We start from the raw sequence: 24,274 nt of genomic DNA, 5'->3' as shown, positions 1-24,274 counted from the left end.
GGCTTCGGTCCTGTGGTATTTTTTTGTGATAAAGGGGAGAGCCAAGCCACAGTGAAAGAATATGTCCATTTGCCAAATGAATCTTTACTTAAAGCGCCTAAAATGGCGGGAACTGGTTCTTTAAATTAATTTTCATCGTTTTTCCGGCCGATAACAGTTGTTGGTGAATCATTACCTCTATATTGACCTAATATTGACGATTTTGTACACTTAAAGGAAATTCTGTTTGAAAGGTGATAAGATTTGCGTATTTCCATACTAGGATTAGAGGATGAAAGATTTATCCGGCCGCTGCAGTTGATAGCCAATCTATTTTTCGAAGAATCACAAATTGTCATGGCTGTTGATGGAACGGCTGATTTACAAATAAAATTTGTTTTACGGGTAGGTGAGGCAGTTTCCGTCTCGGCGGAATTATGTGACCGAGAAGGTGCTGTTTATTTTTCAAATTATCAGAAGGAACTACCTCCGGATGACTCGGACAAAGAACGGTTCAAGCAGGTGAAAAATGCTGTTTCCCATGTATATTTAACAGTCTTACAGGATTTTAGCGGAATCACTCAGAAATGGGGCATTCTAACAGGGGTAAGACCAACCAAACTGCTTCATAAAAAAATTCAGGCAGGAATACCCATGGAAGCAGCCCACCAGCAGCTGAAGGCTGATTACCTTATTACGGATGAAAAAATCCAGCTAATGCAGCAAATTGTTGACCGCCAATTATCCGTCGTGCCAGATCTGTATTCGCTGCGGCAGGAAGTGAGCATCTATATCGGGATTCCATTCTGCCCAACGAAATGTGCTTATTGCACCTTCCCAGCTTATGCGATTAATGGACGCCAGGGTTCCGTCGATTCCTTTTTAGGCGGCCTTCATTATGAAATGCGGAAAATTGGTGAATGGCTAAAGGAAAGGGGAATCAAGATTACAACTGTTTACTATGGCGGCGGCACCCCGACAAGTATTACTGCTGAAGAAATGGACTTGCTTTATGAAGAAATGTATACTTCATTTCCAGAGGTTGCCGGAATTCGCGAAATTACCGTAGAAGCGGGGCGACCCGACACAATTACGCCGGAAAAATTGGCCGTGTTGAAAAAGTGGAACATCGATCGGATCAGCATTAATCCACAGTCCTATATCCAGGAAACATTAAAAGCAATTGGCAGACATCATACCGTCGAGGAAACGATTGATAAGTTTCATTTAGCGCGCTCGGCGGGCATGAATAATATCAATATGGATTTAATAATTGGTCTCCCTGGTGAAGGAGTAACGGAATTTGCCCATACTTTGGCGGAAACCGAGAAATTAATGCCAGAATCATTAACTGTCCACACCTTGTCGTTTAAACGGGCTTCGGAAATGACAAAAAACAAGGATAGGTATCGGGTTGCCGACAGGACGGAAGTTGAAAAAATGATGGAGCTTGCGCAGGATTGGACTGCTGCTCATGGCTATGTTCCATATTATTTGTATCGGCAGAAAAATATCCTAGGCAATCTTGAGAATGTGGGTTATTCTTTACCAACTCAAGAGAGTATTTATAACATCATAATTATGGAAGAGCTGCAAACGATTATTGGGCTCGGCTGTGGGGCTTCAAGCAAATTTATTGACCCTGTAAGCGGCAAGATTACCCATTTTGCCAATCCCAAAGACCCTAAATCCTATAATGACAATTTTGAAGCATATACTGATGAAAAAATCAAAATTCTGGAAAAACTCTTTTCAGAAAACGGATCTCCTGCTTGAGGTTTAAGCGGGAGCTTTTTGTAAACATAACCACCATCCTTTTTAAAATGTAAGTCTAGTTTCATTTTATTAAAACTAGCCCAACACAGCTTAACGATATATGAATATTCTGTTACACTTTACCAATCTCCCTAGACAAAATATTGTTCTTAATAAAGGAATCCGCTGGCTTAACGGCGAATAGAATAGAGGACTGGAGCTCATAGAAATCTATGGGTTTAAAACGCTAAAGGAGTGGTTATTAGCGATGATGCAAACACCTTTAACAATGACGCAAATGATCAAAAGGGCAGAAATGTTTTTTCCAAAAAAGCAGGTGATTTCAAGGACTGCCAGCGGAATCCAGCGATTCACCTACAAACAAATGGCCGAGCGGACGCGCAGGCTTGCTGACAGGCTTGCCAAAATAGGCGTCGAAAAAGGGGATAAAGTAGGAACATTGGCATGGAACCACCATCGTCATTTAGAAGCCTATTTTGCGATTCCATGCATGGGAGCCGTCCTCCATACGATAAACATCCGGCTTTCACCGCAGCATATCACCTATATCATCAATCATGCAGAAGATAAAGTCCTCCTAGTTGACCAAGACATCCTGCCATTGCTTGAAAAGTGCGCTTCAGAATTAAAGACTGTAAAAGCCTATATTGTCATGACAGATGATCAACAGCTCCCGGAAACAACACTCTCACCAATTTATCACTACGAAGATCTTTTAAAAGAAGCAAATCCAAACTTTAACTTTCCTGAAGACATCGATGAAAATGCCCCGGCGGGAATGTGCTATACATCGGCAACCACCGGTAACCCAAAAGGAGTCATTTACACTCATCGCGGTATCGTTTTGCACAGCTTGGCGCTTGGACTTGTAGATGGCGGCGGCATCAGTGAACGGGATATCGCCATGCCAGTTGTCCCAATGTTTCATGTCAATGCCTGGGGAATGCCTTTTGCCGGGGTATGGTTTGGTACTACCTTGGTTCTGCCCGGGCCCTATTTTACCCCAAAAATATTGGCGGAATTGATTGAGCAGGAGAAGGTTACCATCACTGCGGGTGTGCCGACGATATGGCTCGGCCTGCTAAAGGAACTTGAAGAAGGCAAATATGATCTAAGCAGCTTAAGAACGGTTTTATGCGGTGGATCGGCTGCACCAAAAGGAATGATTAAAACATTTGAACAAAAATATAACATTCCATTCAAGCATGCCTACGGAATGACAGAAACAAGTCCGCTAACGCTTATTTCAACGTTAAAAAGCTACCAGGAGAACCTTGATCCCGAGGAGAAATTGGAACTTCGCTCAAAGCAAGGGACACTTGTTCCCTGCCTTGAAATGAAAATTATCGGTAAAGATGGAGAGGTCGCTTGGGACGGGAAAGAAATGGGCGAATTAGCCTTGAGGGGTCCGTGGATTGCCTCCGAATATTATAAAGATGAACGAACCGAAGATGCCTTCCGCGATGGCTGGCTCTATACCGGTGATGTGGTTACGATTGATGAGGAAGGTTTTGTCAAAATTGTCGACCGGACAAAGGATTTAATTAAGAGCGGCGGTGAATGGATTTCCTCCGTTGACTTGGAAAATGCATTAATGGCACATGAAGCAGTGTTTGAGGCCGCCGTTGTAGCCGTACCGCACGAACAGTGGCAGGAGCGGCCAATTGCTTGTGTCGTATTAAAAGATGCCTATAAAGGAAAAACAACAAAAGAAGAATTATTTGACTTTTTAAAACCACAGTTTGCAAAGTGGTGGATTCCGGATGATATACTTTTCCTTGAAGAAATTCCGAAGACATCTGTCGGGAAATTTCTAAAACGGACACTTCGGGATCAAGTGCAAAAAGGAGTCATTAACAAGAATTAACCAACCACAGGACAAGGGGCAGGCATGTCCTTTGTCCTGTATGCGTTTCGATAAAAATTCGATATATTATGAAAGTTCATCCTTTTTTTGTTTGTTTCATATATAATAGAATTGAATATTTGTGGGAGGAGATAAAAAGTGTCAACCAATTTTGTAACCGATAAGGTAAATGTGAAGGTGGCTGGCCGAGTTGCAACCGTTGAAATGAATCGACCGGAAGCATTAAATGCCATGGATGTTGAGATGATCAGGGGATTAGTCACAAAGCTGAAAGAAATTAGTGAATCGGATGAAATTGATATTGTCGTGTTAACCGGAAAAGGAAGAGCTTTTTCCGCAGGCGGCGATATTAAAACAATGCTATCGAACATGGATCCCTCAGCGTTTTATCCAGTTATGGACTGTATTAGCGAACTTGTCGTTACCCTTTACAGCATTCCCAAGCTAACCATAAGTGCCGTTACAGGTGCTGCGGCTGGCCTAGGATTTAGTTTAGCATTGGCAACAGATTATATCATTGCTGACAAATCGAGCAAACTGGCAATGAATTTCATCGGTATTGGTTTGATACCGGACGGGGGAGCCCATTTCTTTTTAGAAAAAAGATTAGGTGAAACAAAGGCAAAGCAGATTATTTGGGATGGCAAAATGATGGGGGCAGAGGAAGCGCTTTCGCTTGGACTGATTCAAGAAGTTGCTGACGATGACCTTGAGACGGCCGTACATACGAGAGTAACCGATTGGTTAAACCGCCCTGTACAAGCCATGATTAGGACGAAAAAGATTTTAGCAGAGAAAAACCGGCCACAATTATTGAAGATTTTAGAACTAGAAAAACATGGTCAGCAGAAAATGCGTGAAACCCAGGATCATCAAGAGGGGATAAAGGCATTTATTGAAAAAAGAAAACCAACATTTATTGGGAAATAATAAGGCAGGGCGCATGTAATTCATGCGCCCGCTTTATGTCCAGCTCCAGCGCCAAGCCCCTCGAGGTCAAATAACCTTCTACCCAAAAAGTCAAAAAGCGGACTTTTAGGGTAGAAGAACATTTGCTTGTCAGGGCTGATCGAGGCGCTTACGCTTTTCCTATTATGGATGGAAAAGCAACAGTTGGCCGCTTGGTGAGGTACAGCGGTGTGTTTTTTCCAATAAGTTTTTTTCAGCTAATAATTTTTCGCCTTGTTCCTTGGCCGCTTGATCGTTCTCTGCCTGGAAGGCCTCGTCAATTATCTTTTCGCCATTTGCTTCAAAAGCTGTTAATTTATAAGTTTTCATTCTGCATCCCCTTTTTTAAATAGATTGATACTATTATTTTTGCATAATTCACCAAATTGTGCAAAGGAAGTCGGCATAATATGGTATATTTTTAGGGAGAAGGAAAGGAGTGAGGGGCTTGGCTTTAGAGCTGAAACATGTGACTAAACGCTTTGGGCAATTTACGGCAGTGGATGATTTATCATTGGTCATACCAGAAAAAGAAATATTTGGTTTTCTTGGGGCAAACGGTGCCGGAAAAACGACTACATTCCGCATGATTTTGGGTCTGCTTGACCCGAGTGGTGGAGAAATCAGCTGGGAGGGGAAGCCATTAAACTATTCCACCAGTCATTTGGTCGGCTATTTGCCGGAGGAAAGAGGCTTATACCCAAAACTAAAGGTCCGCGACCAAATTGTTTACCTGGCAAGATTAAGAGGAATGACGAAGAACGAAGCACAGCAGGAATTAAAATTCTGGCTGGATAGATTTAGAGTTCCTGAATATGAGAATAAAAAGGTAGAAGAGTTATCAAAGGGGAACCAGCAGAAAATCCAATTTATTGCAGCTGTGATTCATAAACCAAAATTACTTATTCTCGATGAGCCATTTAGCGGCCTTGACCCGGTGAACGTGGAACAATTAAAGGATGCAGTGCTTGCCTTAAAAGAAAATGGTACAACGATCGTATTTTCGAGTCATCAAATGCACCATGTAGAGGAGTTGTGTGAACACTTATGTATCATGCAGAAAGGCAAGCCGGTTGTCCATGGGGCATTAAAAGAAATTAAACGGGCATTCGGAAAAAAGAACCTGATCATTCATGGCGATTTTCCTTTGGAATCATTAAAGGATTTTCCTGGTGTGGTAAAGGCGAAGCCGACAATGGAAGGCATTCTTTTGCAAATTGAAGGGGAGAGCGTAGCCGAAGCGATTTTACAGGAAATCGTCGGAAAGGGATTCATCCGGAAATTCGCCCTCGAAGAGCCCTCTTTGAATGATATTTTTATCGAGAAAGTAGGTGCCTCCTATGAATAGTTTTTGGATTATTTTACTACATACCTACCTGACCAAATTAAAAAGCAAATCGTTTATTATCACCACCATATTGACGGTTGTTATTGTCCTGGGACTGACCAATATTCAAAACATTATCAATCTCTTTGACAAGGGCGGTGCAAAGGAGACCGTTGCAGTCTTGGATGAAACAGGTAAACTCTATGAGCCTTTGAAGCAGCAGCTTGCTGCGATTAATAAAGAGATTAAACTGACCATTTATTCTCATAATGAAAAGGAGGCGGAAAAAGCGGTGGCAGCCGGAGATTTTGATGCACTCATCCAGCTGCGGTTAAACCAGGAGCAGCTCCCAGAAGCTGTATTTAAAGCAAAGAGCATTGCGGACACCTCGTTATTCACTGATTTGCAAACAGGTTTACAGCAGCTGAAGACAACGTTTGCCGCCTCCAAACTAAATTTAACCCAGGCCCAGCTGACAAAACTGTATGAACCTGTCAATTTCAAAAAGATTGCCTTGGAGAAAAATGCCAAGACCGAGGAGGAACTGAATCAGGCTAGGGGACTCGTCTATTTCCTATTATTTATTATTTATTTCGCGGTCATCATGTATGCCAATATGATTGCGATGGAAGTGGCGACAGAAAAATCTTCAAGAGTCATGGAAATTTTAATTTCCAGTGTCTCGCCGATTAAACAAATGTTTGCCAAAATATTAGGGGTTGGATTATTGAGCTTGACACAGCTCGTGGTATTTTTGCTTGTCGGCTATTATTCGTTAAAAAGCAACATGAATTCATTTCAAGACGGCTTTTGGGATGTTTTTGGATTTGGAAATGTTCCAGTAATGACAATCATCTACGCTGTGGTGTTTTTTATTTTAGGCTATTTTCTTTATGCCACCCTTGCCGCCTTTTTGGGGTCGCTCGTCAGCCGGATTGAAGATGTCCAGCAAATGATTACCCCAATGACCTTATTAGTAGTGGCGGGATTTATGATCGCGATGTTTGGGCTTGGTAAACCGGATACTCCGTTTATCACGATCACGTCATATTTTCCTTTCTTCACACCAATGATCATGTTCTTAAGGGTCGGAATGCTCTCCATTCCAGCTTGGGAGACAATGCTCGGGATTGTCATTCTTGTCGCGACGATTATCGTGTTAGCCATATTTGGCGCCCGCGTCTATCGCGGTGGCGTGTTAATGTATGGTAAATCCAGCTCTTTTAAAGATATTAAAAAAGCACTGCAATTAACGAAAAATGAATAGGATTAAACAAAGCTCTGTCGTAAAGGCAGAGCTGTTATTAATTTTATCGGCAGAACGTGCATTCGTATTTACGGAATGTTACAATAGAGAAAAGTACTAATGAAAGGAAATTTTGATGAAAAAAATTTCGTTTATTCATGCCGCTGATTTGCACTTGGACAGCCCAATGGTTGGCCTGAAATTTTTGCCAGAAACGATTTTTACCAGGATAAAAGAGAGTACGTTCACCGCGCTAAGAAAAATTACCGCAACGGCGATTGAAAGAAAGGTTGATTTTGTGATTCTTGCCGGTGATTTATTTGATGGGGAGGATCGCAGCCTAAGAGCTCAATCCCGTCTCCGAAGGGAGATGCTCAAGCTTGAAGAAAATGGGATTCCTGTTTATGTCGTTCACGGTAATCATGATCATTTAAATGGCTCATGGATTGACCTTAAGATGCCGGCGAATGTCCATGTGTTTGGCAGCCAGGTAGAAATGAAAACATTATTTACAAAAACCGGAGCAAAGGTTCATCTTTATGGGTTTAGCTATCCGACTCGTCATGTTTTTGAGCGAAAAATCGATCAATTTCAGAAAATAGATGGGGGTGATTTCCATATAGGAATCCTCCACGGGAATGAAAGTTCAAGCTCGGAGCATGACAATTATGCTCCGTTTACAGTCAAAGATTTACGCGAGAAAGAGTTTGACTATTGGGCGTTGGGTCATATTCATAAACGGACGACTTTATCGGAACATCCCCCGATCATTTATCCGGGCAACATCCAAGGAAGGAGCAGAAAGGAAGCCGGAGTTAAGGGTTTTTATCATGTCAGCTTAAGTCAGAACGGGGTGGAAATGTCGTTGATTGAATCCGCAGATATTATTTGGGAGGAAGCGGAAATTGATGTTTCTTCGGCGGGAAGCTTTTTTGAAGTATTTCAATTATGCCGGGAAGAAATGAATCGGTATCGCAAGGATAAAATTGGCACACTGTTGACTGTTTATTTGAAAAATATCAACTTAGAAGATGATCAAGAAAATAAAAGTATTCATGACGAACTTGTGGAGCTTCTTTTAGAAGAAGAACTAGAGGAAGAGTCCTTTGTTTGGATCGTTGATCTCCAAATTTCCGAAAGTAAATCAACGGATAAGGAACAGTTGGCGACAGAAGCCGGTTTCTATGCGGAACTTTTTCATACGCTTGATCACTACAATAACTTTGATCATGCCTTAGCGCCCCTTTACCGACATACGTTAGGACGAAAATATACGGTTCCACTGTCCCGGGGTGAACAGCGAGAGGTATTAAAAAAAGCTGAGAAGCTGCTGCTTAATCTGCTGAACAAATAGAAAGGAGTGCCTGCTGTTTGAAAATTATCGCATTGCACATTTATGGCTATGGTCAATTAGCTGATGTTAAAATCGACAACCTGGCTGAATTTCAAGTATTCTTTGGTGAAAATGAGGCCGGTAAATCGACGATCATGGCCTTCATTCATGGAATATTATTTGGCTTTCCGACAAAACAACAAGCGGAACTGCGTTATGAACCGAAACATCATACCAAGTATGGCGGCAATATTCGAATTTTTCACGACGAAATGGGGTACGCCTCGATTGAGCGGGTAAAGGGAAAGGCTGCCGGTGACGTGAAAGTCGTTTTGGACAATGGTACGATCGGTGGTGAAGAGCTGTTAAAGGAATTGCTCGGCAATCTTGACAAGAACTTGTTTCAAGCAGTTTTTTCTTTTAATTTGCATGGACTGCAAAACATTCATCAGATGAAAGGAGAAGATATCGGGAAATTTCTCTTTTCTGCCGGTACATTAGGAACGGACCAATTGGCAAAAACAGAAATTTGGCTGCAAAAGGAGCTTGATTCCCGTTTTAAACCAAGCGGAAAAAAACCCGTTTTGAATGAAAAACTGCAAGCACTTCATGAACTGAAGTCTGAATTAAATAAGGCTGCCGCCAAGAATAAGGAATATGAAGAGTTAGTTACAATAAGAGAGAATCTCGAGCAGGAAATCAAGCAAGTTAATGGAATACTGGGAGATTTGCAGCACAAGAAGGAAAAGCTGAATGAATGGATCAGAATTGAGGCAATTGTTAAAGAGGAAAAGAAAGTTATGAAAGAATTGGAAGATTTGGGGGAGATGCAGTCCTTTCCGGCTCGCGGTATTGAGCGGCTGGAAAAATTAACTGAGCTTATGCCCCCTTACCGCGCCCAGCTCAGCAGTTTGCAAGAACGAATGAAACAGATAAGGCATGAGCTAGAAACGCTTGATCCGAACGGTTCCTTCCTAGAAGCAGAACCTGAACTGCTGTCACTGATTGACCAAGTTCCGATTTATGAGCAATTAAAGCTTGAAAAACAACAGTGTGAAACGAAATTTCGAGAGCTGGAGGACAAGCTGTTAGAGATAAGAGATAAGCTTCATTTTTCATTATCTGAAGAAGAGATTGTTAAAATGAATACAAATATACATATGAAGCAACAAGTTGAACTTGTTGCGCAAAAAACAAAAAAGCTCATCGAGGTAAAGGAGGAATTGGAGAATCAGTATCAGGAGGAGAAAGAAGCATTAGAAGATCTTGAACAGAAGATTCAACAGCTTGAAAACCTATGTTTACCTAAGCAGGAAAGAATACTTCTTGAGGAACAATTGGCAGAGGGTAAGGATAAACAGAGCATCGAAAATGAATTAAAGCATACAAGAGAAAAAATGGAATTCTATCAAATTGCCATTGAACAGCAAAAAAAGGCAGCAGGCCGACAAAAACAGCAGTATATCTTGTTTGCCGTCATCCTGTTGGGGCTTACCATGTATGGAGTCTATACTAAGCAATGGTTATTAACAGTGCTTGGCGTGGCAGCAATGGTTGTGATGGCCGTCTTCCTCGTTCAAAGTTCAAAGTCGGCAAAGGAAAGGAATGTTGACCAACAGCTGAAGGTATTGCAAGAAAAAGAGCAACAATTAATAGAAAGGCTTAAAGCAGCGAAGTATTTCGATTTCCAGAAGATTGAGGAACAATTACTCCGTGACCAAGAGCGGCAGGAACAGCTTAAATTGTTAGGCTTTCAATTGGAACAGCAGCAGGAACAATTTGAAAAAGTAATTGCAAAATTTGAAGAATGGGAGCTCCAATCTTCCCTAAATAAGAACCAGCTGCGAGATTTGAGCAAGGAGTTAAACATCCCTGAAAAAATGGCAAAGGATTTCTTACTTGAGGCTTTTCAGTTGATTGAACAGCTTAAGTCAATTGTGAGGGAGAAGCAGCATTTGCTAAAAAGGCTTGATGAGATTACCCGGCAGCAAGCGAGGATAGAGGCAGGACTTAATTCGTTTGTCCAACGCTATTTGCCGGAAAAAGGTACAAGCCTGCAGCAATCAGCCTATTTACTGCGGAATAAGCTCAAGGAGGAACATGAAAAGCAAATAAAACGTCGGGAAAAGCAAGCAAAGCTAAGCGAACTGGAAGCCGAATGGCAACAAAAAAATCAAGAGCATGAGCACTTGCAAATGGAGTACAACCGGCTTATTACGTCAGCAAATGTTGAAACAGTTCAGCAGTTCTATGAACTTGGGGAGAAAAGCGAAAAACAAATGAAGCTACAAGAACGCTTGGTATCAGTACAGGAACAGCTAAAATACTCGATTCTTTCCGAGCGGGAACGGGAGGAATTTTTACAACTTCAATTAGATCGAGCATCATTGTCAGAATACAATCAGGAAACGCAGCGTTTACGGGCTGAATTGAAAGCCCTCCATGAGGAACAAGCAGCTACAAATTATGAGATTCAGGTGCTTGAGGAAGGCGGAGTTTATTCTGATCTATTACATCAATTCAAACAAAGAAAATATGAGTTTGATCAAGACGTGAAAGATTGGGCTGTACTAGCCATTGCCCAGGATATCCTGATGAAAACAATAGATACCTACAAAAATGTTCATTTACCAAAAATGCTAACAAAAGCTCAGGAGTTTTTGGCCTTCTTGACAAATGACAGGTATCTGCAGATCTATCTTAATCCTTCAGGGAGCGGATTTCTGGTAGAGAGCAAGGATGGAACCATATTTGAAGCGAATGAATTAAGTCAAGCAACAACAGAACAGTTATATGTATCCATCAGGCTGGCACTTGTGACAACCCTTTATGAAAATTACAAGCTGCCGCTCATCATTGATGATAGCTTTGTAAATTTTGATGCCGGAAGAACACAAAAAGTCATGGAGCTGCTGCGAAGGCTAAACGGAAATCAAATTTTGTTTTTTACCTGTCATGCTCATTTATTACCGTTATTTTCTAAAGAAAATATTTTGTCACTGGAAAAAGGTACTGTTCAGATAATGTCATAGGCTAATAGGTGTTTCCCGCCTTAACGGGCAGTAAAGGCCCCACTGATGGAAGTTTCACTTTATGCTATACTCTTAATATGGGAAAGGACGTGAAAAGGTTGGCAAAAGGGATCGCTTATTATGAAGTCGGAGAACAAATAGAATTGTATTTTTTGATTAAAAGTTCAACAAAAGGAATTGCCAGCAATGGAAAACCGTTTTTAACATTAATCTTGCAGGACAAAAGTGGGGAAATCGAGGCGAAGCTTTGGGACGTGGGAGAAGAGGAAGAAAAGAAGTATGCCGCGCAAAATATTGTCAAAATCCTCGGTGATGTGCAAAACTATCGTGGGAAAAACCAGTTGAAAATTCGTCAGATCCGCCGGTCTGGTCCGATGGATGGTGTTAGAATTGAGGACCTGCTTGAAACGGCTCCGCTTAGCCAAGAAGAGATGGTTAGCAAGCTGACACAATATATTTTTGAAATGAAAAACCCTAACATCCAGAGGATCACTCGTCATCTCTATCAAGAAACATCAAAAAGCGTTCTTGGAGTATCCAGCGGCGACAAAAAATCATCATGAGTTTGTTTCCGGCTTGGCCTATCACGTTGTCAGCATGCTTGATCTGGCAAAGGCGATTGCTGGACTATACCCAAGCCTTGATAAGGACTTGCTGTATGCCGGGATCATTCTGCATGATATGGGCAAGGTGATTGAACTGTCAGGACCAGTTTCCACGGTTTATACGCTTGAAGGAAATTTGCTCGGTCATATTACCATTATGATAAATGAGATTGGTAAAGCTGCTGAGGAGTTGGGAATTACTGGTGAAGAGGTGTTAATTCTGCAGCACCTGGTGCTCAGTCACCATGGGAAAGCGGAATGGGGCAGTCCTAAGCCACCTTTAATTAAGGAAGCGGAAATACTTCATTATATTGATAATTTAGATGCAAAAATGAACATGCTAGATCGGGCGTTAGAGCGGGTGAAACCAGGCGAATTTTCAGAGCGTATTTTTGCTTTGGATAATCGTTCCTTTTACAAACCGATATTTCATAAATGAGACAGCCTTTCGCGGGTTGTCTTTTTTTGGGTCTATTTTCTGCTCTTCAAGCATATGATGTTATCAAAAATTGTGGACAACCATTAATAGGGAGGAAAAGAAATTGACGATTCCAATTTGGATTTATGCAGTTGTCGCTGGCATTGTCATAAGCGCATTGATGGCAATTAAAACAGGCCGGGAAGAGCGGCAGCTAGAAATGGAAAACATCGAGCGGGAAGGAGAAATCTACATGAAACGTTTGGAAAAAGAAAAAGAAATGCGAAAAGAAGTAAAGGCAACAAGTGAATAATCAAAAGCGGAAGCGCCCACATGAAGGGCGCTTTTCACTTATCTTATTGGCCAGCAGTTGTTGTTTGGGTTTTTAAAGCATCTTTTAAATCTTTATCGGTTATCTTCACATTGGCAGCTTTCATTTCCCGTTCCATGGCCTTGTTGATATCATCGTTTGTTAATTTTGAGGATTTTACCTCATATTCAATCTGTTGTTTCATTTCATTATAAGGTTTTTTCTCTTTTTTCTCGGTCACTTGAATGATATGATAACCGAATTGTGTTTTAACAGGTGCGCTGATTTCATTGACTTTAAGGGCATAAGCGGCCTTTATAAAGTCTTTATCAAATTGGCCGGCATTTTGGTTGTTGATTATGCCTAAATCACCGCCCTCTTTTGCAGAGACAGTATCTGTAGATTCTTTTTTCGCCACATCTTCAAACTTTTTGCCGGATTTGAGTTGGTTCTCAACGTCTTTGGCTGTTTTTAAATCTTTCACAAGGATATGCCGGACTTTGATGTCTGTCTTATAGTTATTATAGTAATCCTTTAATTCTTTCTCGGTTACCTTAATATCCTTCATTGCTGCTTTTTCCTGCAACATGCCAAGCTTTAAAGTGCTTTTTAAATCATTTTCACTTTGATACCCATATTGCGCCAGTGCAGCTTCAAAATTGCTGCCCAGGTCTGCTTTCAGCTGCTTAATTTTATCATTTACATCTTTATCGGATACTTTGTACTTCTTCGAAAGTACTTTTTCATAAATCAGCTGTTGTAAAGCTTTGTCGCCAACCTTCTCCTTCATGGCGTTGTAAAGTTCTTCCTGGGTTACGTCTCCTGCTTTGCTTTGCGCTATTGTTTCTGAACCGGATTGATTACATGCACTCAAAGCAAGAACCCCACCGGCCAAAGTTAAGGCTAAAATCCATTTTTTCATGTTTTAAATCTCTCCTACATTGTAAATTCATATGGGCGCTTGTCCATATGCTCTACTATAACATAAATGGGAACCACTGCAAAAATATAAGCCATTAAAATGTTCTTTTGTAAATTGCCAAAAATGAATCATGACTATTCCACCAAAAATAAGGAAAGTGCCTAGTCGAAAATAAAGACAAATGAATAGTATAAGGTAGAAAAAGAAAAAGGAGGTTATAAAATGACTGCTGCAGGTGGATACGGTGCAGGTTTTGCGTTAATCGTAGTCCTCTTCATCCTATTGATTATCGTTGGGGCTGCTTGGATTTGGTAATGAAAAAAAGCGATGGGATTCTCCTCATCGCTTATATTTTTAATCTCGAACATTCTCCCATGAAATCTCAAGCCATTATGTATATAAAATTTCCAGGTACGAAGAAATCAACAGGATTGTAATCAGAACATTTATGGTTCGAAACACTTTATGTTGCCGTTCTTCGGGAATTTCCTTTTGAATACATAGCGTTGAGGTCATTTTATTGACATAAAACAAAATAAAAATGGCGAAGACAATAAAAATGGAGATCATCATGGATTCCCTCCCTTTAACGTGGTATCCTTTATAAGATACCAAAAATTATCAAAAAAAGATAGTCATTAAAATAGTAGACTGTCAGATTTTTGGATTAATTCTTTTTCTTCATTTAAGGTATACCTCTCAAAAAATAAGTGAAAATAAAACAGGATTAAATGTTTGGAATGAGGGATATGACATGAATGATTTTAATATTCTGATGGAAAAGATTCAGCTACTTGAGTTCCACCAACAGCTTTTATTAGAGCTAATTAGTAATCCCAACTTGGAATTTTATAAACTCATAGTTGAAAAGGGCATTTCCAAACATGAAATGGAAAGGTTCTATCGGTTATGTCATGAATTAAATAATAAAATGGAAGAACAAAAAGCGGAAGGGTTTGTTACGTTCCATCCGCTTTTCACAGAATTATCTGCGGCAATGCCGGCTGGCCTGAAGACAAATGATGTTGTGCGAGCATGCCTGGCGCAAAAAATTTATGAACCACTTTTTAAGGAATTTGCCAGATACCTTTAATGTATCGTCTAGGCTAATTCCTGTTCGGATTTTTCAGGCTTTTTAAGCGTCCCATCTTCTTCAACAAATCCATTTTCAATATTATTGAAACATCGTTCGAAAATTTCCATGAAATCGTCTCCATAAATATTGCGGACAATTGCCATCATTTCAATGATCTCAGGAAACTTTCCATATAAATCTCTTAATGGTAAAGCTCCGGAAAAGACAGCGTATTCATCCGGTTTGTATGTCTCCATCAGTTGAACTAAAATTTTCTCACCTTCAGCTGTTAGCTGAATGTAAGTATTACGCTTGTCATTTTCTCTTTTTGAAAATTTTAGCAACCCCCTCTCTTCTAATTTTTTCGAAAAATTAAAAGCCGTTGAGACATGCATAACCCCGAATTTTGCAACATCCGATATGGAAGCGCCATTTAAATGATAGGCAATCCATAATATATGATGTTCATTGATATTCAAATCAAAGGGTTTAATCCATTGCTGCCAATCTTTTTCAATTGATTTCCATAAGGCCTTGCTTAATTGTGCTATTCTCTGGCTAAACAGCATCGCTTCCTTCATCGAATATTGTTTCTCTGTCATCCCCATTTTCACCTACTTTTTTTTTGTCCAGCTCCAGCGCCTAGTACCTCGAGGTCACAAGCCAATCCGTCCAAAAGGTTAAAAAGCAACCTTTAGGTCGGCTTGTCTTGTGCTTGTCGGGACTAACCAAGGCGCTTGCGCTTTTCTTTTTCTCTACTATCATTATGCCAATAAAATAAAAATTAATAAAGATATAAATTCACAAAATTTTTAGAAATTGGAATTTTTTTTTGAAAACATTAAAGTTTTTATTGCATTTTTGCAAACATTTTGTATAAGGATTTGGGAAGATCACAACCTTGTTCATATGTGTGGACGATTATTCATATAAATAGTTACAGCATGGAGGGGATTCATGATCCTAGCAGGGGGGCAGTAAATGAAGATTGTAACCGTGATTTTTTATATTGTGAGTGCAATTTTTTTATTAGGATCGGTAAACTATTTTATAGCTTTAAAAAGACCGGGAGTATATCCGCCTAAACAGCTTTTAAAAAGCAGAGCAGCTGTGCTTGCAGGGGGTGGGGGGATATTTCTCATAATCGCACTAATATTTTCGTATATTTCCTAAATCAATTAAGAAAAAGAACCCTTGGAATAGGGTTCTTTTTCTTAAAGGCCCCCCGCGAATTATTTTTCAATCACGGAAGCTGTTGATATTCTTGTTCTTTTAAAGATTGATTGCGCGATTGGATACACAACCACCATTACGACAGCATTGATGGCCATTGCCGGTAAAACTCCTGCAGCAAACAGTACTGTGAATGCAGCTGGCAAGCCGACAATTAAGTAGGCAGCCGTTAAAAAGACCGTACCAGATACAAGTGTTCCAACGGCAGATAAGACTGCAACACTAATCACATTGCTGCGGAATTTCTTTAATGCTAAAAATAATCCAAAGAATACTAAAGCTGTTATCGGCTTATCAATCATATTAGGAATTTGTCCTCCCGGGAATCCGGTTGTTAATCCAGATAACACGCCAGTTACAATGCCCAGAAGCAGGACACTTTTTATTTCTGGAATCAACACGATCCCTAAAAACATCATTGCCAGCATCATGTCCGGTTTAATTCCAAAGAAACTAGGCGTAATGGTGTGTAGGACTACACCAATTCCCGCTAAAAGTGATAAAATAACAAGGTTTTTCGTATTCATTGCTAATCTCTCCTCTGCTTTTCTCAAACTATTGTTTCTTCTGCAGTGCCCTGAATGCCTGCAGCAAAAAACTTATTTTCATTATAGCATATGACGATATTAGTAATAAAGATATAATTTTCGGAAAAATTTATTTGTCATCATAGATGTTTGGCAATACCGGCAGCCATCTCGGCCAGCTTTTCTGCTGTATAGTCGCTTTGATTATTTTTCCAAACAGCGCCAAAGCCATCACCGGAACCATACCGTGGGATCAAATGAAGGTGGAAATGAAACACAGATTGTCCGGCTTTTTCTCCGTTATTATTAACAGCATTTAAACCGATCGGATTGAATTCTGTCTTTAAGGCATTGGCGATTTTTGGAACAACCTCAAAAATATTGCTGGCCATTTCCGGTGTCAACTCGAACAAGTTTTCTTTATGTACCTTTGGAATGACCAGGGTATGTCCTTTCGTAACCTGGCTGATATCCATAAATGCCAAAACATGCTCATTTTCAAATACTTTTGCTGCCGGGATTTCTCCCTTGACAATTTTGCAAAAAATACAATCGCTCATTGATTACACAGCCTTTCGAGTTAATTTTGTTCTTATTTTACCATGATTTAGCTAAAATAAAAAGACAGGATCCAAATGGAATCCTGCCTCTCGAAGGGGAACTGCTTCAAAATTGACGTTCAATCAGGAATGTTGTTTGTTTGATAAACACCTCATTTGACCAGTTAGTGTTTTTGATCATGAAACAACATTATTGTTCAAGCTGACCATCCCCTAATTGTTTTTATCGGTTTACACACCTTTAAAAACGGATGATGTCTGCGATAAACACCTCATTTAAAGTTTATTCGTTATAAACTATTGGTGTTATATGAACACAAAATGGTTAGTTCGCACATTGTACAATACAACCATCCCCTTGTTATTGAAACGTTTTGTGAAGCTACTCTGGATTGAAACGGATATTGTCTTTTGTAGACACCTCATTTCAACTGAAGGATGAAATTTCTTCATCAAGTGACTTTCCCCTTCAGAGAATAGGATGTCCTGTTCGAGGCTAAATATACAAACCAAATGGCAAATGTGAATTTCTATTTTTCTTAGGAACAATTTGTTAAAATAACAGTATCATGCAGAGGAAGGACGTTATCCATGGCTTTATTATCGATTGAAAATCTTGTCGGCGGCTATACAAGAAACCCAGTGTTAAAGGATATTTCATTTGCGGTAAATGAACATGAAATTGTCGGCTTGATTGGGTTAAACGGGGCTGGAAAGAGTACGACCATTAAGCATGTTATTGGCTTAATGGAACCGCATAGTGGATCTGTAAAGATTAATGGGAAAAGTTTTACGGATGACAAAGAAGCCTATCGGCGGATGTTCACCTTCGTCCCGGAAACCCCCGTGTTATACGAAGAACTTACATTAGAGGAGCATTTACGTCTGACCGCGATGGCCTATGGGTTGGACGAAGCATCATACAAAGAGCGGATTTCCCCACTGTTGGCAGAATTTCGCATGGAAAAGCGGCTGAATTGGTTTCCAGCCCATTTTTCCAAAGGGATGAAGCAGAAAGTAATGATTATGTGTGCCTTTCTTGTGCAGCCGTCTCTATATATTGTCGATGAGCCGTTTGTTGGGCTTGATCCGCTAGGTATCCAATCATTGCTCGATTTAATGAGAAAAGTGAAAGAAAATGGAGCGGGTATTCTGATGTCAACCCATATTTTAGCAACGGCAGAAAAATATTGCGACCGCTTTGTTATTTTACATGAAGGGAAAATACGAGCAAAAGGCACGCTAAATGAACTAAGGGATGAGTTTAGGATGCCTGAAGCCTCACTTGATGATATCTATATCCAATTAACAAAGGAAGAAAAATATGTTTGATGATAAAAACTTATGGCGTAAGCGGGCAGGCGGCCGGGTAAAGGAGTTAAGCAGGTATTTAAAGTATATTTTGAATGGCCATTTTGTGATTGTGTTATTATTTCTGATTGGAACGGCATCCTTTTATTATCAGAAATGGCTGGAAACCTTACCGGCAGATTTTCCTGCCGAGGAAATGATTGCCCTGATCATTGGTTTATTTCTTACATACAGTCCTGTTTATAATTTTTTGGTGGAAGCAGACAAAGTATATTTAATTGTCGTTGAAGACAAGCTGAAAGGTTACTTCCTTCGTTCCGGTGTGGCAAGCCTTGTTTTTCAAGGATATATCCTGTTGCTTGTGCTTGCTGTTCTGATGCCAATGTATGCCCAGGTGAACGACAACGGCTTTGGCTTGTTTTTACCATTTCTGCTTGTCCTTTTAGTCGTAAAGGGTTGGAATTTAGCGGCAAAATGGCGAATTCTTTATTTTGTTCAGCTGTCTGTCCATAGGTGGGATATGGTCGTACGCTATTTCATCAATGGCACCTTTACATATTTGTTGTTAAAACAGGCCAATCTTATCATTCTGCTAGTCATAGGAATAGTGATGCTGCTTTATTATCACTCCTTTTATTTGCGAACAAGTAAAATGGGGTTAAAATGGGACATGCTTATTGAACAGGAAGAAAAACGGATGGGCTCATTTTACCGGCTGGCCAACATGTTTACTGATGTGCCTACTATTAAGGAGACAGTAAAACGAAGAAAATATCTTGATTTCTTGCTCGGTCGGATAAAATTTTCTCAGGATCATACCTTTTTGTATTTATTTTCACGGGCGTTTTTACGTTCTTCTGATTATTTAGGGTTATTTGTTCGGTTGACGGTGATTGGTTCTTTGGCCATCTATTTTATCTCGTTTGGTCCGGGGCAGATTTTGCTTAGTTTGTTATTTTTGTATCTAACCGGGTTTCAATTGCTTCCACTCATGAAACATCACCAAAACAAGCTTTGGATCGACTTGTATCCGGTAGCAGCCAAGTATAAACAAGCGGCCTTTCACACTATGCTGATGATTATTCTATCTATTGAAGCAGTGCTATTTGCTCTACTGATTCTGCTAAAAGGGGAGGCCACTGCTGCGCTGCTCAGTTTTACAGCAGGACTGCTATTTAATTATCTATTTGTTTATTATTACAGTAAAAATCGCTTAAAGACACTTTAAAATTCAAGGCAAACAGCCCCGGACTTCTTCGTCCGGGGCCGCGCCCCAAATATGCCCGAAACAGTGATTCCCGGGCTCTATCTGTCTGAAAACAGCTATTCCGAAATCAAATATTTTCTTACGTATGAGGAGCTTTCAAAAATTTTAGGTTGCCCGTCATCGCCAAATCCTTTATCTTTCAAGTCAAAAAATGAGTTGGAGTTCTGCCATTTATTAAATGCTGCTTCGCTTTTCCAAACGGTCATGATGATGTATGTATTCGAGGATAATGGGCGCAGAAATCTTAAGGCAGCAAGACCTTCCGCTTTTTCAACCAAGGGTACCTGCTTCTTTATTAGGTGTTCAAATAACGGTCGCCCTTCCTCCGTAACAGGAATGTTATTCATCACCGCAAATCCTTCTTTTTTTATTTCACCGCTTGCGGCAATTGCCTCATACCTGCGCGGTTGTTTAAATACAGTCGGACCGCTTGTTTCATGGAACAATAAGGCCTCACTTTGATTAACCAGTGTGATCATTTCATCAGGGTACTTGGCTTCGATCTTTTTTAAATAGTCAAACGTGCCTGTTGTTAGATAGACGTTCACGGAATCACCCCTCCCAATTTATTTTTACCTTATATTTTATGCTAAAAAAGGAAAGAAAAACGACATTTTTTTGACAATTTATCGGGTTTTCTATACATAATTTGGAATCATCGCTATAGTAAAAAGAGTATGCCTAAAAAGTTTTTAAAATTCACTATAATAGATTAAAATAAAAAGCAGTATGTCGTTGAAAGGTGGACTGTATCGAATGTCAAAACAAATAAATGAAACATTCTTAAAAGCAGCCAGGGGGGAGAAAACAGATTATGTTCCTGTTTGGTACATGCGCCAGGCTGGCCGTTCGCAGCCGGAGTATCGCGAGATTAAAGAAAAATATTCGTTGTTCGAAATCACGCACCAGCCGGAATTATGTGCTTATGTGACCCGTCTGCCTGTTGACCAATATCATGTTGATGCGGCGATTTTATATAAAGATATTATGACACCGCTTCCCGCGATGGGGATGAATGTGGAAATTAGAGGCGGGGTTGGACCGGTTATTGATAATCCGATTCAATCTCTGGCTGATGTGGAAAAATTAACGGAAATTCATCCGCAGGAAGATATTCCATACGTATTAGATACGATTAAATTGTTAACACAAGAACAATTATCCGTACCATTGATTGGGTTTTCAGGAGCGCCATTTACACTGGCCAGTTACATGATTGAAGCAGGCCCATCAAAGAATTATAACAAGACAAAGGCCTTTATGCATACAGAACCCAAAGCTTGGTTTGCCTTAATGGATAAACTAGGGGATATGGTGATTACATATGTGAAGGCACAGATTGGAGCCGGAGCAAAAGCGATTCAAATTTTTGATTCATGGGTGGGCGCACTGAATGTAGAGGATTATCGTTACTTTATTAAACCAACCATGAACAGAATCTTTGCAGCCTTAAGAACAGAAAATGTTCCGCTCATTATGTTTGGTGTTGGGGCTAGCCACCTTGCACTTGAGTGGAATGACCTGCCGCTTGATGTTGTCGGCTTGGATTGGCGCCTGCCGATTGCCAAGGCAAGGGAAATGGGGATCCATAAAACGGTACAGGGCAATCTTGATCCGGCTATTTTGCTGGCGCCTTGGGAGGTTATTGAAAAAAAGGCTAAAGCCATTTTAGACCAGGGAATGGCTCAAGACGGTTATATCTTTAACTTGGGTCATGGAGTGTTCCCTTCCGTTAAACCGGAGACCTTAAAAAGATTGACGGCGTTTGTTCATGAATATTCTGCTGCCAAGCTTGGCCGCTAATCTTTGTTCAAGTACTATCATTGGTAATCCCGATTATTTTTTGGCAAAATAAAATGAGTTGTTTGAAATCAGGGTCATAGAGACCGCGTTTTAGGGAATGTTTGCGGCGGCTTTTGATCCTTTTTTGAAATAGACGATGAGTTAAGTTGATAAAGAGGTGCAATGGATGACAAAAAAGAAAATCGGCTTGCTGGTAATGGCCTATGGTACCCCCTACGCATCAGAAGACTTGGAGCGTTATTATACCCATATCCGCCATGGTCGCAAACCATCAGTGGAAATGATAGAGGATCTCCGTAATCGGTATGAAGCAATTGGCGGGATTTCACCACTAGCCAAAATTACCCGGGAGCAAGCAGAAAAGCTTGAAGAGCATCTAAATAAAATTCAAGATGAGATTGAGTTTAAAATGTATCTCGGCTTAAAACATATTGAGCCATTTATTGAGGATACGGTTAAACAAATGCATGAAGACGGGATTGAAGAAGCGGTCAGCATTGTGTTGGCTCCGCATTTTTCAACCTTCAGTGTGAAATCGTATAATGGCAGGGCGGTAGAGGAAGCAGCGAAATTAGGCGGTCGTCTGAAGATCACCACCATCGACAGCTGGTATGATGAGCCGAAATTTATTACATACTGGGCAGACAAGATCAGCCAAATTTTCACACAAATGCCGGATGACGAAAAAGAACAGGCTGTGTTAATCGTCTCGGCACACAGCCTGCCGGAGAAAATTCTCCAGTTTGGTGATCCATATCCTCGACAGCTTCAGGAAACGGCAGATATGATTGCAAAACAAGCAGGGGTAAAAAATTATGTAGTGGGCTGGCAAAGTGCAGGAAATACCCCGGAGCCATGGCTGGGACCTGATGTCCAAGATTTAACCCGGGATTTATATCGGGAGCACCAATATAAGGCGTTTGTCTATGCTCCTGTCGGCTTTGTCTGTGATCATTTGGAAGTGCTCTATGACAACGATATTGAATGCAAAGCGGTGACGGATGAATTAGGTGTAAATTACTATCGCCCGGAAATGCCCAATGCCAAGCCGGAATTTATTGAACTTATAGCAACGGTTATTTTGAAAAAAATGAATGGTTAACCATACTAACGAAATTTAACGGAAGAGGGTGAAGTCCGTGGCGGAGAAAAAGCAGAAGGTTGTAATTATTGGTGGAGGTGCTGCCGGTTTGACAGCGGCCTATTATCTCCAAAAGGAAGTAAAAGAAAACAATCTTCCTATTGATATACAGCTTGTTGAGGCCTCACACCGTCTCGGAGGTAAAATGCAAACCGTTGTCAGAGACGGTTTCACGATTGAGAGAGGACCGGATTCGTTTTTAGCGAGAAAAACCAGCATGATCCGTTTAGCAGAGGAAGTGGGAATGGCAGACCAGTTAGTTCATAATTCCACGGGTAAATCTTATGTTCTTGTAAGAGGAAAACTGTACTCCATCCCTGGCGGTTCTATTATGGGGATACCAACGGAAGTCGGCCCTTTTATCACAACTAATTTATTCTCCATTCCCGGTAAGCTTCGGGCTGCCGCTGATTTTATTTTACCGCGTACGGAAAGCGGTAAGGATCAGTCTCTGGGGGGATTTTTTCGCAGAAGATTGGGCGACGAAGTGGTTGAGAATTTAATTGAACCATTATTATCGGGAATTTATGCCGGTGATATTGATCAAATGAGTTTAATGAGCACTTTCCCGGAATTTTATGAGGTCGAACAGAAATACCGCAGCTTAATTATCGGCATGAAGAGAAATAAGCCGCCGAAACCGAAAGAGCCTGTTGTTAAAGATAAAACAAAAGGGGCTTTTCTTACTTTCAAATCCGGATTGCAGTCGTTTGCCGAAGCCATTGAAAGTAAATTAGACCCGAACATGATTTTAAAAGGTCACAGGGTTGAGACAATCACTAGGTCAAATGATCAATATCAGCTTTCGCTTAATAATGGAGATACAATGGAGGCGGACTGTATCATTGCGGCCACGCCACACAAGGCAACGCAAGCGATATTCTCTAATTATCGCTTTTTCGACCCCTTTAAATCGGTTCCATCGACCTCGGTTGCCACGGTAGCGATGGCATTTCCGGAAGAAGCTATCACAAAAGACATTAACGGTACCGGATTTGTTGTATCAAGAAGAAGTGATTATTCCATTACCGCTTGTACCTGGACACATAAAAAATGGCTTCATTCTGCTCCAAAAGGGAAAGCCTTGCTGCGCTGCTATGTCGGCAGAGCAGGGGACGAAACGATTGTCGATCTTTCTGATGATAAAATCGTCCAAATCGTCTTGGATGATTTAAACAAGACAATGGATATTACGATGAAACCTGATTTTACCGTTATCTCCCGCTGGAAAAATGCGATGCCGCAATATACAGTCGGCCATAAAGAGCGGCTGGCGGCCATTCTGGACAAGATGGAGACCGAACTCCCAGGTGTATTTTTGGCAGGCTCTTCCTATCGCGGCGTTGGTGTTCCTGATTGTGTGGATCAAGGGGAAGCGGCCGTTCAAAATGTACTAAACTACCTAAATATCGCTAATTCTTCAAAAACAGCTGTTCATTGATAAACAGCTGTTTTTTTCACTTGCCAACGGTGGAAAATGGAGGTATACTCTTGTAGTATAAAAATGACTAAAATGTTCATATGGTCAATTTAGGAGACAGTCAAATGAGCAATTTTTATTTTTTTGGTAAAATATGACCAAATGAATAAATTA

23 protein-coding genes and 1 pseudogene are annotated in these 24,274 nt (G+C 40.6%); 17 read left to right on the top strand and 7 right to left on the bottom strand.

Annotation, left to right across the window (positions count from 1 at the left end):
• The first annotated feature begins 243 nt into the window (after positions 1-243).
• The 3 genes from RCG24_RS10080 to RCG24_RS10070 all read left to right on the top strand — a co-directional run bounded on the left by RCG24_RS10080 (position 244) and on the right by RCG24_RS10070 (position 4,552).
• Positions 244-1,755, top strand: a complete 1,512-nt coding sequence (locus tag RCG24_RS10080; RefSeq protein ID WP_308078987.1) for a coproporphyrinogen III oxidase — start codon at positions 244-246, stop codon at positions 1,753-1,755.
• A 247-nt stretch (positions 1,756-2,002) separates the two neighbouring features.
• Positions 2,003-3,622 carry a long-chain fatty acid--CoA ligase gene (locus RCG24_RS10075; protein WP_202656354.1) on the top strand — a complete coding sequence of 540 codons (1,620 nt, stop codon included), beginning with the start codon at positions 2,003-2,005 and terminating at the stop codon, positions 3,620-3,622.
• Positions 3,623-3,760: 138 nt separating this feature from the next.
• Positions 3,761-4,552 carry an enoyl-CoA hydratase gene (locus RCG24_RS10070; protein WP_202656355.1) on the top strand — a complete coding sequence of 264 codons (792 nt, stop codon included), beginning with the start codon at positions 3,761-3,763 and terminating at the stop codon, positions 4,550-4,552.
• A gap of 162 nt (positions 4,553-4,714) precedes the next feature.
• Here the strand turns inward: RCG24_RS10070 and RCG24_RS10065 are convergent, their stop codons facing one another.
• Complete coding sequence (locus RCG24_RS10065) at positions 4,715-4,900, bottom strand: YhzD family protein (protein ID WP_202656356.1); 186 nt, start codon at positions 4,898-4,900, stop codon at positions 4,715-4,717.
• 118 nt (positions 4,901-5,018) lie between these two features.
• Between RCG24_RS10065 and RCG24_RS10060 the strand changes: the two genes are divergently transcribed.
• From RCG24_RS10060 to RCG24_RS10035, 6 genes and pseudogenes are all read left to right on the top strand, one after another.
• Positions 5,019-5,918 (top strand): ABC transporter ATP-binding protein, encoded by a 900-nt coding sequence (locus RCG24_RS10060; RefSeq protein ID WP_202656357.1) that lies wholly within the window; start codon positions 5,019-5,021, stop codon positions 5,916-5,918.
• A complete protein-coding gene (locus RCG24_RS10055) occupies positions 5,911-7,164 on the top strand; it encodes an ABC transporter permease (RefSeq protein WP_308078986.1) in 1,254 nt (417 codons plus the stop codon). The genes RCG24_RS10060 and RCG24_RS10055 overlap by 8 nt, the downstream gene beginning before the upstream one ends.
• Positions 7,165-7,279: 115 nt before the next feature.
• Positions 7,280-8,497: a metallophosphoesterase family protein gene (locus RCG24_RS10050; RefSeq protein ID WP_308078985.1), complete on the top strand. Its 1,218-nt coding sequence runs from the start codon at positions 7,280-7,282 to the stop codon at positions 8,495-8,497.
• Positions 8,498-8,514: 17 nt separating this feature from the next.
• The gene (locus RCG24_RS10045) at positions 8,515-11,508 is read left to right on the top strand and encodes an ATP-binding protein (RefSeq protein WP_308078984.1); all 2,994 of its coding nucleotides are present in this window, start codon (positions 8,515-8,517) and stop codon (positions 11,506-11,508) included.
• Positions 11,509-11,606: 98 nt separating this feature from the next.
• Positions 11,607-12,552: pseudogene (gene yhaM, locus RCG24_RS10040) on the top strand (3'-5' exoribonuclease YhaM).
• Between the two features lie 103 nt (positions 12,553-12,655).
• Positions 12,656-12,844 carry a sporulation YhaL family protein gene (locus RCG24_RS10035; protein WP_202656362.1) on the top strand — a complete coding sequence of 63 codons (189 nt, stop codon included), beginning with the start codon at positions 12,656-12,658 and terminating at the stop codon, positions 12,842-12,844.
• A 43-nt stretch (positions 12,845-12,887) separates the two neighbouring features.
• On the opposite strand, the gene RCG24_RS10030 is transcribed toward RCG24_RS10035, so the two are convergent.
• Positions 12,888-13,763: a peptidylprolyl isomerase gene (locus tag RCG24_RS10030; protein ID WP_202656363.1), complete on the bottom strand. Its 876-nt coding sequence runs from the start codon at positions 13,761-13,763 to the stop codon at positions 12,888-12,890.
• Positions 13,764-13,985: 222 nt separating this feature from the next.
• Here RCG24_RS10030 and RCG24_RS10025 point away from each other — a divergent pair, with 222 nt between their 5' ends.
• Positions 13,986-14,078, top strand: coding sequence for a YjcZ family sporulation protein (locus tag RCG24_RS10025; RefSeq protein ID WP_202656364.1), 93 nt, complete (start codon positions 13,986-13,988; stop codon positions 14,076-14,078).
• Positions 14,079-14,153: 75 nt separating this feature from the next.
• Here RCG24_RS10025 and RCG24_RS10020 read toward each other — a convergent pair whose 3' ends face one another.
• Positions 14,154-14,333 (bottom strand): hypothetical protein, encoded by a 180-nt coding sequence (locus RCG24_RS10020; protein ID WP_202656378.1) that lies wholly within the window; start codon positions 14,331-14,333, stop codon positions 14,154-14,156.
• 184 nt (positions 14,334-14,517) lie between these two features.
• On the opposite strand from RCG24_RS10020, the gene RCG24_RS10015 reads away from it, so the two are divergent.
• The gene (locus tag RCG24_RS10015) at positions 14,518-14,856 is read left to right on the top strand and encodes a DUF1878 family protein (protein WP_202656365.1); all 339 of its coding nucleotides are present in this window, start codon (positions 14,518-14,520) and stop codon (positions 14,854-14,856) included.
• A gap of 8 nt (positions 14,857-14,864) precedes the next feature.
• Here RCG24_RS10015 and RCG24_RS10010 read toward each other — a convergent pair whose 3' ends face one another.
• Entirely contained in the window at positions 14,865-15,440 is a 576-nt protein-coding gene (locus RCG24_RS10010; protein WP_202656366.1) for an HTH-type transcriptional regulator Hpr, read from the bottom strand.
• Positions 15,441-15,819: 379 nt separating this feature from the next.
• Between RCG24_RS10010 and RCG24_RS10005 the strand changes: the two genes are divergently transcribed.
• A complete protein-coding gene (locus RCG24_RS10005) occupies positions 15,820-16,011 on the top strand; it encodes a membrane protein YhzF (RefSeq protein WP_308078983.1) in 192 nt (63 codons plus the stop codon).
• 59 nt (positions 16,012-16,070) lie between these two features.
• Here the strand turns inward: RCG24_RS10005 and RCG24_RS10000 are convergent, their stop codons facing one another.
• Together RCG24_RS10000 and RCG24_RS09995 are read right to left on the bottom strand one after the other, a co-directional pair.
• Entirely contained in the window at positions 16,071-16,598 is a 528-nt protein-coding gene (locus tag RCG24_RS10000) for a tryptophan transporter (RefSeq protein ID WP_202656368.1), read from the bottom strand.
• Between the two features lie 140 nt (positions 16,599-16,738).
• Positions 16,739-17,158 carry an HIT family protein gene (locus RCG24_RS09995; protein ID WP_202656369.1) on the bottom strand — a complete coding sequence of 140 codons (420 nt, stop codon included), beginning with the start codon at positions 17,156-17,158 and terminating at the stop codon, positions 16,739-16,741.
• A 591-nt stretch (positions 17,159-17,749) separates the two neighbouring features.
• On the opposite strand from RCG24_RS09995, the gene RCG24_RS09990 reads away from it, so the two are divergent.
• Both RCG24_RS09990 and RCG24_RS09985 read left to right on the top strand, forming a co-directional pair.
• A complete protein-coding gene (locus RCG24_RS09990; RefSeq protein WP_202656370.1) occupies positions 17,750-18,490 on the top strand; it encodes an ABC transporter ATP-binding protein in 741 nt (246 codons plus the stop codon).
• Entirely contained in the window at positions 18,483-19,697 is a 1,215-nt protein-coding gene (locus RCG24_RS09985) for an ABC transporter permease (protein WP_202656371.1), read from the top strand. Before RCG24_RS09990 ends, RCG24_RS09985 begins: the two co-directional genes overlap by 8 nt.
• 95 nt (positions 19,698-19,792) lie before the next feature.
• On the opposite strand, the gene RCG24_RS09980 is transcribed toward RCG24_RS09985, so the two are convergent.
• Positions 19,793-20,284: an antibiotic biosynthesis monooxygenase family protein gene (locus RCG24_RS09980; protein ID WP_202656372.1), complete on the bottom strand. Its 492-nt coding sequence runs from the start codon at positions 20,282-20,284 to the stop codon at positions 19,793-19,795.
• A 208-nt stretch (positions 20,285-20,492) separates the two neighbouring features.
• Here RCG24_RS09980 and hemE point away from each other — a divergent pair, with 208 nt between their 5' ends.
• The 3 genes from hemE (at position 20,493) to hemY (ending at position 24,121) form a co-directional block, all read left to right on the top strand.
• The gene (gene hemE, locus RCG24_RS09975; RefSeq protein WP_202656373.1) at positions 20,493-21,539 is read left to right on the top strand and encodes a uroporphyrinogen decarboxylase; all 1,047 of its coding nucleotides are present in this window, start codon (positions 20,493-20,495) and stop codon (positions 21,537-21,539) included.
• Between the two features lie 166 nt (positions 21,540-21,705).
• On the top strand, positions 21,706-22,641 hold the full coding sequence (gene hemH, locus RCG24_RS09970) for a ferrochelatase (protein WP_202656374.1): 936 nt from the start codon (positions 21,706-21,708) through the stop codon (positions 22,639-22,641).
• 37 nt (positions 22,642-22,678) lie between these two features.
• The gene (gene hemY / locus RCG24_RS09965) at positions 22,679-24,121 is read left to right on the top strand and encodes a protoporphyrinogen oxidase (protein ID WP_202656375.1); all 1,443 of its coding nucleotides are present in this window, start codon (positions 22,679-22,681) and stop codon (positions 24,119-24,121) included.
• The last annotated feature ends 153 nt before the right edge of the window (positions 24,122-24,274 follow it).

It is taken from the genome of Neobacillus sp. OS1-32 (assembly GCF_030915425.1).
GTDB lineage: Bacteria > Bacillota > Bacilli > Bacillales > Cytobacillaceae > Neobacillus > Neobacillus paridis.
This window is presented reverse-complemented; position numbering and strand designations above follow the sequence as displayed.

What these genes read in the sequence shown, in the direction of transcription:
- RCG24_RS09985 (WP_202656371.1), top strand. Translation starts at nt 18,483, where the DNA reads ATGTTTGATGATAAAAACTTATGGCGTAAGCGGGCAGGCGGCCGGGTA.
- RCG24_RS10055 (WP_308078986.1), top strand. Translation starts at nt 5,911, where the DNA reads ATGAATAGTTTTTGGATTATTTTACTACATACCTACCTGACCAAATTA.
- RCG24_RS10025 (WP_202656364.1), top strand. Translation starts at nt 13,986, where the DNA reads ATGACTGCTGCAGGTGGATACGGTGCAGGTTTTGCGTTAATCGTAGTC.
- RCG24_RS10065 (WP_202656356.1), bottom strand. Translation starts at nt 4,900, where the DNA reads ATGAAAACTTATAAATTAACAGCTTTTGAAGCAAATGGCGAAAAGATA.
- RCG24_RS10005 (WP_308078983.1), top strand. Translation starts at nt 15,820, where the DNA reads ATGAAGATTGTAACCGTGATTTTTTATATTGTGAGTGCAATTTTTTTA.
- RCG24_RS10015 (WP_202656365.1), top strand. Translation starts at nt 14,518, where the DNA reads ATGAATGATTTTAATATTCTGATGGAAAAGATTCAGCTACTTGAGTTC.
- RCG24_RS10020 (WP_202656378.1), bottom strand. Translation starts at nt 14,333, where the DNA reads ATGATCTCCATTTTTATTGTCTTCGCCATTTTTATTTTGTTTTATGTC.
- RCG24_RS09990 (WP_202656370.1), top strand. Translation starts at nt 17,750, where the DNA reads ATGGCTTTATTATCGATTGAAAATCTTGTCGGCGGCTATACAAGAAAC.
- RCG24_RS10030 (WP_202656363.1), bottom strand. Translation starts at nt 13,763, where the DNA reads ATGAAAAAATGGATTTTAGCCTTAACTTTGGCCGGTGGGGTTCTTGCT.
- hemH (WP_202656374.1), top strand. Translation starts at nt 21,706, where the DNA reads ATGACAAAAAAGAAAATCGGCTTGCTGGTAATGGCCTATGGTACCCCC.
- RCG24_RS10000 (WP_202656368.1), bottom strand. Translation starts at nt 16,598, where the DNA reads ATGAATACGAAAAACCTTGTTATTTTATCACTTTTAGCGGGAATTGGT.
- RCG24_RS10010 (WP_202656366.1), bottom strand. Translation starts at nt 15,440, where the DNA reads ATGACAGAGAAACAATATTCGATGAAGGAAGCGATGCTGTTTAGCCAG.
- RCG24_RS09995 (WP_202656369.1), bottom strand. Translation starts at nt 17,158, where the DNA reads ATGAGCGATTGTATTTTTTGCAAAATTGTCAAGGGAGAAATCCCGGCA.
- RCG24_RS10075 (WP_202656354.1), top strand. Translation starts at nt 2,003, where the DNA reads ATGATGCAAACACCTTTAACAATGACGCAAATGATCAAAAGGGCAGAA.
- hemE (WP_202656373.1), top strand. Translation starts at nt 20,493, where the DNA reads ATGTCAAAACAAATAAATGAAACATTCTTAAAAGCAGCCAGGGGGGAG.
- RCG24_RS10050 (WP_308078985.1), top strand. Translation starts at nt 7,280, where the DNA reads ATGAAAAAAATTTCGTTTATTCATGCCGCTGATTTGCACTTGGACAGC.